This is a genomic window from Streptomyces sp. TRM68416 (genome assembly GCF_014596915.1).
Lineage (GTDB): Bacteria > Actinomycetota > Actinomycetes > Streptomycetales > Streptomycetaceae > Streptomyces.
Genome location: NZ_JACVWU010000002.1, coordinates 354,459 through 367,969, shown reverse-complemented (window position 1 = coordinate 367,969; position 13,511 = coordinate 354,459). Strand labels below are relative to the sequence as shown.

The window sequence follows — 13,511 nt, the reverse complement described above, 5'->3', positions numbered from 1 at the left end:
TCCCGTCAGCCTTCCTGAAGAGTGGTCAGACCGTGGTCGATGAAGACCGGGACCAGATCGCCGATGCGGTCGAAGCCGCGCCCGACCGTCTGGCCCAGGGTGTAGCGGTAGTGGATGCCCTCCAGGATCACGGCGAGCTTGAACCAGGCGAACGCCGTGTACCAGGAGACCGCGGAGACGTCGCGCCCCGAGCGCACGGCGTACCGCTCGATCAGCTCGGCCGGGTCCGGGTGGCCCGGCGCCTCGGCGGTGGTGGAGACGGGGGAGTCGGCCATGCCCAGCGGCAGGCTGTACATCACCAGCAGCCCCAGGTCGGTCAGCGGATCGCCGAGCGTCGACATCTCCCAGTCGAGTACGGCCTTGATCCGGTCGGCACCCTTTGGTGGCTCGCTACCGATGAGGACGTTGTCCAGCCGGTAGTCGCCGTGCACGACCGCCGGGGCGGGCGAGGTGGGCAGCCGTCGCCCGAGGGTGGCGTGCAGCTCGTCGATGCCGGCCAGCTCACGGTTGCGGGAGGCGTCCAGCTGCTTCCCCCAGCGCCGCAGCTGCCGGTCGAGGAAGCCCTCGGGGCGGCCGAAGTCGGCGAGGCCCACCTCGGCGGGGTCCACCGCGTGCAGGTCCACGAGCGTGTCCACCAGCGAGAGCACCGCCTGACGGGTGCGCTCCGGGCCCAGCGCGGCGAGCTGGTCGGCGGTGCGGTACGGGGTGCCCTCGACGAACTCCATGACGTAGAACGGCGCCCCGAGCACGTCGTCGTCCTCGCACAGCAGGACCGGGCGCGGCACGGGTACGTCCGTCGGGTGCAGCGCGCTGATCACCCGGTGCTCGCGCTTCATGTCGTGCGCGGTGGCCAGGACGTGGCCGAGCGGAGGCCGCCGTACCACCCAGCGCGAGGTGCCGTCGGAGAGCGCGTAGGTGAGGTTCGACCGTCCACCCTCGATCAGCCGGCCGGTCAGCGGTCCTTGCACCAGGCCGGGCCGCTCGCGGTCGAGCAGCGTGCGCAGCCGGTCGAGATCGAGTCCGGGCGGGTGGTCGGGGCTCATCGGTGCTCCTACGGGCAGGTGAACGGGACCCGACCAATGATGCCGACCGGTCGGTATGTCGTCCAGTGGGTGAGCCCAACGTGATCGGAGCCACGATAGGCCGACAGCTCCCCGCGGGAGAACGTCGGGGAGCTGTCGGGCGGCGCTTTCCGGCCCTCTCGGGGCGGGCTCTAGTGGTCGTCCCAGTGGCCGTCGTGGGCGGCGTGCCGGTGGCCGTCGTGCAGGTAGTCGACGTGGTCTCCGTGCAGGACGCTCTCGTGCCCACAGGCCTCCCCGTGCTGGTGTCCATGGTCCTCGTGGGCGGTGTGCCCACCCGGCTCGCACTCGTCCCAGTGGCCGCTGTGCTCACGGTGCAGATGCCCGTTGTGCGCGTAGTCGACGTGGTCTCCGTGCGGCACCTCCGTGTGCCCGCAGCCGGGTCCGTGGACGTGGGTGTGGGAAGGGTGTTCCTGGTGGAGGGTGGTCATGGTGCTCACCTTCGAGGGTGCGAATGATGACGACGGACAGGCTGCCACGCGAACGGCCCATATCCGGTCATTCGGCTTGCGTGGCGTTCGGGTACCCCGGAGGGTCGAAGCCATGAAGGCCATCAGTTACTCACGCTACGGCGGCGCCGACGTCCTCGCCTACGGGGACGTGCGCGACCCCAAGGTCGGACCCGACTCCGTGCTGGTCAAGGTACGGGCGGCGGCCGTCAACCCGGTCGACTGGAAGTGCCGCGAGGGCTACCTCGACGGCATCCTCGACACCGTCTTCCCGGTGGTACCGGGGTGGGACGTCTCCGGTGTGGTGGTCCAGCCGGGGGCCTCCGTCTCGGAGTTCGCCGTCGGCGACGAGGTCATCGGATACGTGCGCGAGGACTTCCTCTCCCGCGGCACCTTCGCCGAGTACGTCGCCGCCCCCGTGCGCACCCTCGCCCGCAAGCCGCGCAACCTGACCTTCGAGCAGGCCGCCGGACTGCCCCTGGTGGGGCTGACCGCCTACCAGGTGCTGGTCGGCGTGCTCCGGGTGAAACGCGGCGAGACCGTCCTCGTGCACGCCGCGGCCGGCGGGGTCGGCTCCGTCGCCGTCCAACTCGCCCGCCACCTCGGCGCCCGGGTCATCGGCACGGCGAGCGAACGCAACCACGACTACGTCCGCGGCCTCGGCGGCGAGCCGGTCGAGTACGGCGACGGCCTCTCCGAACGGGTGCGCGGGCTGGCCCCCGAGGGCGTGCACGCGGTCTTCGACACCGTCGGCGGCGAGGCACTGAAGGCCTCGGCCAACCTCCTGGCCCCCGAGGGCCGCCTGGCCTCCATCGCCGACGGCGACGTCGTCGACTACGGCGGCCGCTACTACTTCGTCCGCCCCGACCCCGCCGACCTCCTCCACCTGACCGAACTCGCCGAGCAGGGCGTGATCGACGTCCACGTCTCCGAGACGTTCCCCCTGGAGCGCGCGGCGGACGCCCACCGCCTGAACGAGGAGGGCCGCACCCGCGGGAAGATCGTGGTGACGGTGGACTGGGAGGACGAGACGGAGTCGTAGCACCGGCCGCCGGCCGCAGCGCCCCAAAGAGGCGCGGGGCCGTGTCGACAAGCGGCTCCGCCGTGGGGCGCGACCAGCCACAACGAGCCCGCACCCGAACGACGACACAACACGGCACCCGGCGGAGCGCTAAAGCACCAGCGCCGCTCCGCACGCCGCCAGTGCCACCGTGCACAGGATCGCCGCGGTGGCGTGCCGGGGGGTGAGGGCCGGAGGGCGTGCCGTTGCGGAGAGGGCGAGGACGCGGCGCTGGGCGACGGACAGGAAGCCCAGCCAGAGGAGGAGGCACAGGGCGCCGACGACGACACCGGCCGCGGAGAGCCCGGACTGCAGGGCGCTCCGCAGGGCGAGTACGGCGGCCACGGTCGCCGCCAGTGTCGTACGGCGCCAGGCGAGCCGGGTCCGCTCCGGCTGCAGCCCGGGGTCCCGCTCGGGCCGCGCCGCCGGCGTCACCCCTCCCACCCGACGAGCACGACCACGACCATCGCCAGCGCCACGACGGCGACCACGACGCTCAGCAGCGCCGGGAACCGGGAGACCGGCAGGTCCTCACCGCGCCGCATGGCCTGCTCGCAGCGCACCCAGTGGTTGACCGCACGCAGGGCACACAGCACGCCCGCACCCAGCAGCGCGAGCGCGAGACCCACCCGCCAGCCCCAGCGCAGGTCCGGCAGGAACTGGTCCACGGCGAAGCCGCCGCCGACCAGGGCGAGCGCGGTGCGCAGCCAGGCCAGGAAGGTGCGCTCGTTCGCCAGCGAGAACCGGTAGTCGGGCGTACCGCCCTCCTCCCGGATCTCTCCGGGCGCGAACCACAGGCGGACGTTCCGTACGAATCCGATCACGCGGCCGACTCTACTGGGGCCGAGGTCCGGCTCAGGCCCCCGACCGGTGGGCCTTCAGTCGCTCGTACGCCGCCAGCCCGTCCGGCACCCACTCCCACTCCGGCAGCCGCCGCTCCACCTCGGTCTCCGGCAGGAACGCGTGCCAGGCCACCTCCGCCACCTGCGGACTGACCGGCAGCTCGCAGCGCACCTCGTACACCGCCGACCACCAGCCGTGCCCGGCGCCGTCCTCGTAGAGGAACTTGAAGAGGAACTCCGGCTCCGGCAGCCCCGACACCCCCAGCTCCTCCTCCGCCTCCCGCAGCGCCGCGTCGTCGTAGGCCTCGCCCGCGCCGACGACTCCGCCGACGAACATGTCGTAGAGGGAGGGGAAGACCAGCTTCGTCGAGGTGCGCCGGTGGACGAAGAGCCGGCCCTCGGCGTCCCGGACCTGGACGAACACACACCGATGCCGCAGGCCCTCCGCATACACCCGCCCGCGCGGAGCCTGCCCGAGGACACGGTCACCCTCGTCAACGACGTCAAGAATCTCGTCAGCCGAACTCATGCACGCGATCCAACCAGGCCATGCCGCTCCGTGGTGCCGCAGGGCACGGCCGGGTCGTGACATGTGCCCCCGGGTTCCTCAGAGCCCCTGCCAGACCCGGGTCAGCGCCGACGTGGTGAGGACCTGCTCCGGGGGCCCCTGCCCGGCGAGCCGACCGTCCTGGAGCAAGAGGCAGGCGTCCGCCGCGCGCGCCACCTCAAGATCGTGCGTGGCCTGGACGACCGTTACCCCGTCGGCGACGAGCGCCGTCAGAAGCGCTCCGATCCGCTCCCTCGCCTCGGGGTCCAGGCCGGTGGTCGGCTCGTCGAGAAGCAGGAGGTCCGACTCCTGGGCCAGTCCCTGGGCGATGAGAGCGCGTTGACGCTGCCCACCGGAGAGCTCGCCGAGTTGACGCGAGGCGAGGTCGCCGATGCCGAGCCGGTCGAGCGTCGCGTCCACGGTCGCGTGGTCCCGTGCGGTCAGCCGGCGCCACGGCCCGCGCTCGCCCCAGCGCCCCATCTCCACGGTCTGTCGCACGGTGAGCGGAAGAGTGTCGCCGACCGCTCCGCGCTGCGGCACGAAGGCGGGCGCCCGGTCGCCGGTGCGGAGGAGATCGCCGGATGTCGGCTTGATCACACCCGCGAGCACCCCGAGCAGGGTCGACTTGCCGCTGCCGTTCGGACCGATCAGCACCGTCGTGGTCAACTCAGCTATTTCTGCGCTGACTTGATGAAGCACCGGGCGCCCTGGATAGCCGGCGCACAGACCCGAGAAACGGATGCGAGCGGTCCGCTCGACGGGGGGCGCGGGAGGGGGGTGCGGTGTATTGAACATGATTTTCATTGTAGTGTCCTGGTCATGGAATGGCTGACGGCTCCGTTCGAGGCGACCTTTGTGCAGCGGGCCCTGTGGGGCGGGATGCTCGTATCCGCCATCTGCGCGCTGGCGGGCACTTGGGTGGTGCTGAGGGGGATGGCCTTTCTCGGTGACGCCATGTCCCACGGGCTGCTTCCGGGTGTCGCGGTGGCCGCGCTCCTCGGGGGGAACCTGATGGTGGGCGCGGTGGTCAGCGCCGCCGTCATGACGGCCGGCGTCACCGCGCTGGGCCGTGCACCGAGGCTGTCGCAGGACACCGGGATCGGGCTGCTGTTCGTGGGCATGCTCTCGCTCGGCGTGATCATCGTGTCGCGCTCGCAGTCCTTCGCGGTCGACCTGACCGGCTTCCTCTTCGGTGACGTCCTCGCCGTCAGGCAGCAGGACCTCCTGGTGCTCGCGGTGGCGTTGCTCGCCGCGCTGGCGGTGTCGGTGCTCGGTCACCGGGCCTTCCTGGCCCTGGCGTTCGACTCGCGCAAGGCCCACACCCTGGGGCTGCGGCCGCGCCTGGCCCACGCGGTGCTGCTCGGCCTGCTCGGCCTGGCGATCGTCGCCTCGTTCCACATCGTCGGAACGCTGCTGGTGCTCGGACTGCTCATCGCGCCGCCGGCGGCCGCTCTGCCCTGGGCCCGCTCCGTGCACGGGGTCATGGCGCTCGCCGCCCTGCTCGGCACCTCGGCCACGTTCGGCGGCCTGCTGCTGTCCTGGCATCTGAGCACGGCCGCCGGAGCGACCGTGTCGGCCCTCGCGGTGAGCCTGTTCTTCCTCTCCCACGTGCTGTCCGGCCTGCGTGACCGCCGTACGCGCCACGCCCACGCCCCGGCCTCCGTACTCGAAGCCCACTGAAAGAAGCCAGAGGCGATCGTCATGACCGTCCGCAGGAACGTCACTCCATGGGTGCCGGCCGCGCTGGTGCTCACCGCGCTGCTCGCCACGGGTTGCGCGGGAGAGAAGGGCGGCACCGCCCGAGCCGCCGCGAGTTCCTCGTCAGCCACCCCGCACGGCTACGTCGAGGGAGCCCGGGAGGCCGCCGAGCAGCAGTCCCGGCTCCTCCTGAACGACCCCGACAGCGGCAACACCAGGATCCTCGACCTCCTCACCGGCAAGGTGCACAGGACGGCCGAGGTGCGGGACGCCGTTCGGCTGGGGACGGACGGCAGGTTCGGCTACCTCCACACGCCCGGAGGCACGCATGTCCTCGACAGCGGCGCCTGGATGGTGGACCACGGGGACCACGTCCACTACTACAGCGCGGCGACACGGGACGTGGGCGAGCTTCCCGCGGGCAGCCGCGCCCAGGTGCGCAGCGACGCCGCCGTGACCGCGGTGACCGACGACGGGCGCACCCTCCTCTACGACCGCGGCAAGCTGGAGAAGGGGGAGATCGCATCTCCTCGGACACTGCCCGGCACTCACGCCGGTGCCGTCGTCCCGTACGAGGAACACCTGCTCGCCTTCGAGAACAAGGGCGGCACCACCCGACTCGTCGTCCTCGACCGCAAGGGAGCGCGCGTCGCGTCACCGGACGTGACGTGCGCGGAGCCCCGGGGAGACGCCGTCACCAGGCGCGGTGTGATCCTCGGCTGCGCCGACGGCGCCCTGATCGTCCGGGCTCGGAACGGTGCCTTCACCGCCGAGGAGATCCCGTACGGCAAGGACGTCCCGGCGAAGGAGCGGGCCACCGCCTTCCGCCATCGACCCGGCAGCGACACCCTCACCGCCGCGGCCGGAGAGGACGCCGTCTGGGTCCTCGACGTCACCGAGCGGACCTGGACGCGAGTGGAGACCGGACCGGTCGTCGCGGCCAACACAGCCGGAGAGGGCTCCCCGTTGCTCGTTCTGGAGAGCGACGGCGCGCTGCACGGCTACGACATCGCAACCGGCAAGCAGACCGCGCGGACCAAGTCGCTGCTGACGGACGGGAAACGGGCCGGCACCGACGGCAACGCCCCCGTCATCGAGGTCGACCGCAGCCGCGCCTACGTCAACGACCCAGAGGGCAAGAGGGTGTTCGAGATCGACTACAACGACGACCTGCGCATCGCGCGCTCCTTCGACCTGGACGTCAGGCCCGTCCTCATGGCGGAGACCGGACGATGAGCTGCATCGAGGCGAAGCGGCGCGCGCGGGTGGGCATCGCGCGCCTGCGCCACCTGATCGCGGGCCTGCTCGCCCTCGTGACAGCCGCGACCGCCACCGCCTGCACCACCACCGGCGACGACCGGCCCGGCATCGTTGTCACGACCAACATCCTCGGCGACGTCACCCGGGAGATCGTCGGCGACCAGGCCGACGTCACCGTTCTGATGAAGCCCAACGCCGACCCGCACTCCTTCGGTCTGTCGGCGGTGCAGGCGGCCGAGCTGGAACAGGCCGACCTGGTCGTCCACAACGGCCTGGGCCTGGAGGAGAACGTCCTGCGCCACGTGGACGCCGCCCGCGAGTCCGGGGTCGCCACCTTCGCGGCCGGTGAGGCGGCCGACCCGCTCACCTTCCGCACCGCCGACGACGGCGGCCCCGAGGGCGAGAAGGGGCAGCCCGACCCGCACTTCTGGACCGACCCCGACCGGGTGCGCAAGGTCACCGGCCTGATAGCCGACCAGGTCGTCGCGCACGTCGACGGCGTCGAGGCCGAGACGATACGCGCCAACGCCGACCGCTACGCGAAGCAACTCACGGAACTCACCACCTGGATGGAGAAGTCCTTCGGCCGTGTTCCCGCGGACCGGCGGGCCCTCGTCACCAACCACCATGTCTTCGGCTACCTCGCCGACCGCTTCGGCTTCGAGGTGATCGGCGCGGTCATCCCCAGCGGCACCACGCTGGCCTCACCCAGCTCCTCGGACCTGCGCTCCCTCACCGAGGCGATGGAACGGGCGGGCGTACGCACCGTCTTCGCCGACTCCTCCCAGCCGAAACGCCTCGCCGAGGTACTGCGAACGGAGATGGGCGACGGGGTGCGCGTCGTCGAGCTCTACTCGGAGTCCCTGACCGCCGAGGGCGAGGGCGCCGACACCTACCTGCGGATGATGCGCGCCAACACCACCGCCATGGTCACCGGCCTGACCGGCGACTGACCCTCCGAGCCTCCCGGCCCACCGGGCGCCGGCCCGCCGTACCCCCAAGCCGCCACCACGCGGTGCAGAAAGGAACACACTGATGAGCAAGTCGATACGCGGCAGAGCCCTCACCGGCACGGCCCTCGCCCTGGCGGTCTCCACCGTCCTGACCGCCTGCGGCGCGGAGGACTCCTCCTCCACCGGTACCAAGTCCGAGGGGACCGCGAGCGCCACGCCGACGGTGGCGGTCAAGGAGCCGCTGGTCGCCACCTTCGACGGCGGCCTGTACATCCTCGACGGCAAGAGCCTGAAGCTCGCCACGACCATCGACCTGCCCGGCTTCAACCGGGTCAACCCCGCGGGCGACAAGGACCACGTCGTCGTCTCCACCGACAGCGGATTCCGGGTCCTGGACGCCACCGGCCAGGCCCTCACCGACATCGAGTACAAGGGCGCCAAGCCCGGCCACGTCGTACGTCACGCCGGCAGGACGGTGCTCTTCACCGACGGCACCGGAGAGGTCAACGTCTTCGACCCCACCGCCCTGAGCAGCGGAAAGAAGCCGGAGGGACGCACCTACACCTCCGCCGAGCCGCACCACGGTGTCGCCATCGAACTGGCCGACGGCACACTCGTGAGCACGCTGGGCACCGAGGAGAAGCGCACCGGCGCGCTGGTGCTGGACAAGGACAACAAGGAGATCGCGCGCAACGAGGACTGCCCCGGTGTCCACGGCGAGGCGGCCGCCGAGAACGAGGCCATCGGCATCGGCTGCGAGGACGGCATCCTGATCTACAAGGACGGCGAGTTCACCAAGATCGACGCCCCCGACGACTACGGCCGCATCGGCAACCAGGCCGGCAGCGACACCTCTCCGATCCTGCTGGGCGACTACAAGACCGACCCCGAGGCCGAGCTGGAGCGGCCCACCCGCGTCTCCCTCATCGACACCGAGAAGAAGAAGCTGCGCCTGGTCGACCTGGGCGCCAGCTACTCCTTCCGCTCGCTGGGCCGCGGCCCGCACGGCGAGGGCCTGGTCCTCGGCACCGACGGCGCCCTCCACGTCATCGACCCGAACACCGGCAAGGTCGAGAAGAAGATCCCCGCCGTGGGCAAGTGGCAGGAGCCGCTGGACTGGCAGCAGGCCCGGCCCACCCTGTTCGTCCGCGGGCACGTCGCGTACGTCTCCGAGCCCGGCAAGAAGGCGCTGCACGCCATCGACGTGGAGACGGGCAAGAAGATCGCCTCCGCCACCCTGCCGAAGAGCACCAATGAGCTGTCGGGCGTCGTCGCCGGACACTGACTTCGCAACCCCCCTCGCCACGGCGGCCTCATTGCCGCGGTGGCGAGGGAGGCGCTGTCCTCCGGCGAACCCGCGAACCTCCGCGCGACGAGGCGTACGGCATCGGCGAGCCCGTCCCGAACCAACGCGTGATCTTGGTGCTCACGCCGCTCGGTCTCACACACGCGCGCATCCCACGATCAACCCACCCCCATCTCACAAGTACCCCACCCGTAACAGGAGTTGACGCGTGTAACACCTAGGCAGGACTTGACGTGAAGCGCTGGTGGCGGGTTGGCTGTGAGTGATCACTCGATGGCGAACCGAAATCAAACCGACGAGCCGCGAGCCAACAGAATGCGCGTGAGGAAGTTCCCGCGGTGTCCCCACCCCCGCCACCCCTCGGCCGCGGCCGCAAACGCGCGGCCCAGAACCTCGACCCGGCCCTGGACGACGCCGAACTCGCCGCCGCCCGCGCGGCGTTGACGCAAGGGCGCTGGCAGAACGCCCGTTCCCTGCTCGCCCGTACCGCCGACGACTGGGACCGCCGAGGCCACCGCGTGACCGTGCTCGCCGCGGAGCCGCACAGCGCACCCTGGGCCCGCGAGTGGCTGCTCGCCGACCCCGACTCCGCCGACGCCCGCGTCCTGCTTGCCCTCGCCCTGGTCCAGCGCTCCTTACGCGGCAAGGAGAAGCCGGACCGCGCCCGCGAGGCCTGCCACGCCGCGGCGGAAGCCGTACCGGCCGACCCCACCCCCTGGCTGGGCCTGCTCATGCTGACCCGAGGCACCGGCACCGAGCGCGAGGCCCTTGCCCTCTTCGACGAGATCCGCCGGCGCCACGCGGACCACCATCACGCCCACCACCTGATGGTCGCCCGGCTCGCCGAGCGCAGCGCCGCCTCCGGCCCGGACCCGCTGCACGAGGTCTACGACTTCGCCTCCGCCGCCGCCGAACGCGCCCCCGCCGACTCCCCGCTCGCCATCCTGCCCGTCATCGCGCACGCCGAGCGCTACCGCGTCCTGGCCGCCGCCGGACACGAGCCCGCCGACCCGGCCGCCTCCGGCCACTGGGTCGGCCGCCGGGCCCGCCAGGTGATGAAGGCCGCCTTCGACTGGTGGCTGGAGTGGGAGCACGAAGGTCACCCGCGCCGCCTGGTCGACCTGAACTTCCTCGCCCACGCCAAGAGCTGCGAGGGTCGCGGCGCCGAGGCCGCCGCCCTCTTCCACCGCATCGGAGAGCACGTCACCCCCGCCCCCTGGTCGTACCCCGACCGCGAGCCGTACTCCGCCTTCCGTGCCGCCCGCGACCGCGCACTCGGCACGGCGTAACGCCCCGCGGGCCCTCCCGCCCACCACCCCCGAAAGGACAACCCCCTGATGACGACGGGCAGTTCGAGAACGAGCAGTCCCACCACCGACAGCGGCGGCATCAGCACGTTCAAGGGCCAGGACCGCGCCCTGCGAGCCGACCGGCTCGGCACGACCGGCCTCCTGCTGTCGGTGCTCGCGGCGACCGCACCCCTCATGGTCGTCGCGGGTGTCATGCCCACGACCTTCGGGGTGATGGGCATCGTCGGACAGCCCCTGCTCTTCGTGATCCTCGGCCTCGTCCTGGCCCTGTTCAGCGTCGGCTACGCCGAGATGAGCCGGCACGTGCACAACGCCGGCGCCTTCTACGCCTACATCTCCCGCGGCCTCGGCGGCACCGCCGGAGCCGGCGCGGCTCTGGTCGCCCTCGTCGCCTACAACGCCCTCCAGGTCGGCATCTACGGCATCTTCGGCTTCGAGGTCTCCGGCCTGTTCGCCACCTACCTGGAGATCGACCTCGCCTGGTGGATACCGGCCCTGCTGGCCGCGCTCGTGGTCGGTGCCCTCGGCTGGCTGAAGATCGACCTCAACGCGCGCGTGCTCGGCGTCCTGCTCCTCATCGAGGTCGTCCTCGTCGTCATCTTCGACGTGGCCGCCCTCGGCGACCCCGGCCCCGAGGGCCTGTCCCTGCACGCCTTCAACCCGGACACCCTCAGCGGCGCCGGCATCGGCACCGCCCTGTGCTTCTGCGTCGCGGCCTTCCTCGGCTTCGAACAGGCCCCCGTCTACGCCGAGGAGACCAGCCGCCCGCACGTCCTGGTGCCCCGCGTGATGTTCCTCGCCATCGGCGGCATCGCGGTCTTCTACACCGTCACCTGCTGGGCGTACACCGTCGCCACCGGCCCCGACGCCGTCGTGGGCACCGCACAGGAACAGAGCGCCGGCATGCTCTTCTTCCTCACCGAGGGCCTCGTCGGCGACACCTTCACCGACGTCCTGCACGTGCTCTTCGTGACCGGCATGTTCGCCGCCATGCTCAGCTTCCACAACGTTGTCGCCCGCTACGCCTTCGCCATGGGCCGCGAGGGCCTGCTGCCCGCCGCCTTCGGCCGCACCAGCAGTGCCAGCGGCGCCCCCGGCACCGGCTCCCTGCTCCAGACGGTGGTCGCCCTGGCCGTCGTCTCCGCCTTCGCGCTCGCCGACGACAAGCCGACCGGCGACCCGACCGCACCCGTCCTGCACCTGTTCACCTGGATGGGCAACGTCGGCGCACTCGGCGTCACCGTCCTCATGGCGACCGCCTCGGTCTCCGTCGTCGTCTTCTTCGTCCGCCGGGGGGCCGCGGGCGCCCAGATGTGGCGGCTCACCGCCGCCGGGCTCGCCACGATCGCGCTGCTCGTCATCATCGGCTACACCGTCAAGGACTTCGACGTCCTCGTCGGCTCCGGCCCCGACTCCGCCCTCAACTGGCTGCTGCCCGGCATCATCGCCCTCGCCCTCGCCGTGGGCCTCCTCCAGGGCCTCGTCCTGCGCTCCCGCAAACCCGAGGCACACGCCCGCATCGGCCTGGGCAACGAGGCGTTCCAACTGGAGAAGGCGGCCGGGACCACCGACCGATAGGGACGAGAAGGCGGCCGGGGCCGCCAACTGCTTACGGAACCCTGACGGGCACCCGCGGACCCTGGCCCACCACGGGCCGCGGGTGTTCGAATGAACGGGTGAACTCCGAACAGCCCGAGGACCGCGGCACCCCCGTCGGCCGCCGCGTGCTCCTCGGCACCCTCGGCCTGGGCGCCCTCGGCGTGGCCGCCGCGCCCACCCTGCAACGCGGCCTGGAGGCATTCCTCGGCGCCGCCGCCGACAAGGACCCCACCGGCCTGACGGGCCTGCTCCCCAACGGCGGCGGCTTCCGCTACTACTCCGTCGCCTCCTCGGTCCCGCACAAGAACGCCGGGAACTACCGCCTCACCGTCGACGGCCTGGTCGCCCGCCCCCGCACCTACACCCTGGCCGACCTGCGCGCCTTGCCGCAGACCCGCCTGGTCAGGGACGTGCAGTGCGTCACCGGCTGGCGTGTGCCCGACACCCCCTTCGAGGGAGTGCGGCTGTCCCGGCTGCTGGACGCCGCGGGAGTGCGGCCCACGGCCGGGGCGGTGCGCTTCACCTGCTTCGACGGCACCTACAGCGAGAGCCTCACCCTCGACCAGGCCCGCCGTGCCGACGTCCTGGTCGCCCTGCGCATGCAGGACAAGGACCTCGGCCACAGCCACGGCGGCCCCGTCCGCCTCTACGTCGCCCCCATGTACTTCTACAAGTCCGCCAAGTGGCTCTCCGGCATCACCGTCACCGAGGACGTGCAGCCGGGCTACTGGGAGAAGCGCGGCTACGACGTCGACGCCTGGGTCGGCCGCTCGAACGGACGCGACGATGAGCCTACGAGCTGACGCCCCGCCCGCCACCCGGCTGCACCGCTTCAGCCGCGCCGAACGGTGGGTCCACCGCACGACAGCCGCCCTGATGGGCCTGTGCATCCTCACCGCGGCCTGCCTCTACGTCCCCCAGCTCGCCGAACTCGTCGGCCGCCGCGCGCTGGTGGTCCGCGTCCACGAGTGGTCGGGCCTGGCCCTGCCCGTCCCGCTCCTGGCAGGCCTCGCCTCCCGCGCCCTGCGCGCCGACCTCGGCAGGCTGAACCGCTTCGGCCCGCACGACCGGCGCTGGCTGCGCGCGGCCCTGCGCCGCGACCGGAGCCCCGGCTCCCGGCCCGCCGCCAAGTTCAACGCGGGCCAGAAGATCTACGCGGCCTGGATCGCCGGAGCCACCCTGGTCATGCTCGGCACCGGCCTGATGATGTGGTTCACCCACCTCACCCCCCTGGTCTGGCGCACCGGCGCGACTTTCGTCCACGACTGGCTGGCCCTCACCCTCGGCATCGTCCTGGCCGGCCACATCGGCATGGCGCTGGCCGATCCGGAGGCCCGCCGGGGCATGCGCACGGGGTCGGTGAGCCGGGAGTGGGCGGACAGTGAACACCCGCTGTGGCGCCCCTGAC

Annotated in this window: 15 protein-coding genes; 9 read left to right on the top strand and 6 right to left on the bottom strand. The window is 71.9% G+C overall.

The features are described 5' to 3' along the window. Positions 1 to 5 precede the first annotated feature (5 nt). Positions 6 to 1,043, bottom strand: a complete 1,038-nt coding sequence (locus ICC28_RS04870; RefSeq protein ID WP_188287125.1) for a phosphotransferase family protein — start codon at positions 1,041 to 1,043, stop codon at positions 6 to 8. A gap of 170 nt (positions 1,044 to 1,213) precedes the next feature. Continuing rightward, positions 1,214 to 1,510 carry a hypothetical protein gene (locus ICC28_RS04865; protein WP_188287124.1) on the bottom strand — a complete coding sequence of 99 codons (297 nt, stop codon included), beginning with the start codon at positions 1,508 to 1,510 and terminating at the stop codon, positions 1,214 to 1,216. A 112-nt stretch (positions 1,511 to 1,622) separates the two neighbouring features. Between ICC28_RS04865 and ICC28_RS04860 the strand changes: the two genes are divergently transcribed. Next, entirely contained in the window at positions 1,623 to 2,570 is a 948-nt protein-coding gene (locus tag ICC28_RS04860; protein WP_188287123.1) for an NADP-dependent oxidoreductase, read from the top strand. 129 nt (positions 2,571 to 2,699) lie between these two features. On the opposite strand, the gene ICC28_RS04855 is transcribed toward ICC28_RS04860, so the two are convergent. From ICC28_RS04855 to aztA, 4 genes are all read right to left on the bottom strand, one after another. Next, positions 2,700 to 3,023, bottom strand: coding sequence for a DUF202 domain-containing protein (locus tag ICC28_RS04855; RefSeq protein WP_188287122.1), 324 nt, complete (start codon positions 3,021 to 3,023; stop codon positions 2,700 to 2,702). Then, on the bottom strand, positions 3,020 to 3,412 hold the full coding sequence (locus ICC28_RS04850) for a YidH family protein (protein WP_188287121.1): 393 nt from the start codon (positions 3,410 to 3,412) through the stop codon (positions 3,020 to 3,022). The genes ICC28_RS04855 and ICC28_RS04850 overlap by 4 nt, the downstream gene beginning before the upstream one ends. Positions 3,413 to 3,443: 31 nt before the next feature. Then, positions 3,444 to 3,959, bottom strand: a complete 516-nt coding sequence (locus tag ICC28_RS04845; RefSeq protein WP_188287120.1) for an NUDIX hydrolase — start codon at positions 3,957 to 3,959, stop codon at positions 3,444 to 3,446. 78 nt (positions 3,960 to 4,037) lie between these two features. Then, positions 4,038 to 4,781 carry a zinc ABC transporter ATP-binding protein AztA gene (gene aztA / locus ICC28_RS04840; RefSeq protein ID WP_188287119.1) on the bottom strand — a complete coding sequence of 248 codons (744 nt, stop codon included), beginning with the start codon at positions 4,779 to 4,781 and terminating at the stop codon, positions 4,038 to 4,040. Positions 4,782 to 4,796: 15 nt separating this feature from the next. Here aztA and aztB point away from each other — a divergent pair, with 15 nt between their 5' ends. From aztB to ICC28_RS04800, 8 genes are all read left to right on the top strand, one after another. Further along, positions 4,797 to 5,657 carry a zinc ABC transporter permease AztB gene (gene aztB / locus ICC28_RS04835; RefSeq protein WP_188287118.1) on the top strand — a complete coding sequence of 287 codons (861 nt, stop codon included), beginning with the start codon at positions 4,797 to 4,799 and terminating at the stop codon, positions 5,655 to 5,657. A 21-nt stretch (positions 5,658 to 5,678) separates the two neighbouring features. Further along, positions 5,679 to 6,911 (top strand): hypothetical protein, encoded by a 1,233-nt coding sequence (locus tag ICC28_RS04830; RefSeq protein WP_188287117.1) that lies wholly within the window; start codon positions 5,679 to 5,681, stop codon positions 6,909 to 6,911. Then, on the top strand, positions 6,908 to 7,888 hold the full coding sequence (aztC, locus tag ICC28_RS04825; protein WP_188287116.1) for a zinc ABC transporter substrate-binding protein AztC: 981 nt from the start codon (positions 6,908 to 6,910) through the stop codon (positions 7,886 to 7,888). Before ICC28_RS04830 ends, aztC begins: the two co-directional genes overlap by 4 nt. A gap of 82 nt (positions 7,889 to 7,970) precedes the next feature. Then, positions 7,971 to 9,173 (top strand): zinc metallochaperone AztD, encoded by a 1,203-nt coding sequence (gene aztD, locus ICC28_RS04820; RefSeq protein ID WP_188287115.1) that lies wholly within the window; start codon positions 7,971 to 7,973, stop codon positions 9,171 to 9,173. Positions 9,174 to 9,532: 359 nt separating this feature from the next. Then, positions 9,533 to 10,483, top strand: coding sequence for a hypothetical protein (locus ICC28_RS04815; protein ID WP_188287114.1), 951 nt, complete (start codon positions 9,533 to 9,535; stop codon positions 10,481 to 10,483). Positions 10,484 to 10,531: 48 nt separating this feature from the next. Continuing rightward, positions 10,532 to 12,082: an APC family permease gene (locus ICC28_RS04810; RefSeq protein WP_188287113.1), complete on the top strand. Its 1,551-nt coding sequence runs from the start codon at positions 10,532 to 10,534 to the stop codon at positions 12,080 to 12,082. Between the two features lie 98 nt (positions 12,083 to 12,180). Next, on the top strand, positions 12,181 to 12,906 hold the full coding sequence (locus ICC28_RS04805; RefSeq protein ID WP_188287112.1) for a molybdopterin-dependent oxidoreductase: 726 nt from the start codon (positions 12,181 to 12,183) through the stop codon (positions 12,904 to 12,906). Then, on the top strand, positions 12,890 to 13,510 hold the full coding sequence (locus tag ICC28_RS04800; RefSeq protein WP_188287111.1) for a cytochrome b/b6 domain-containing protein: 621 nt from the start codon (positions 12,890 to 12,892) through the stop codon (positions 13,508 to 13,510). The genes ICC28_RS04805 and ICC28_RS04800 overlap by 17 nt, the downstream gene beginning before the upstream one ends. Position 13,511 lies beyond the last annotated feature (1 nt).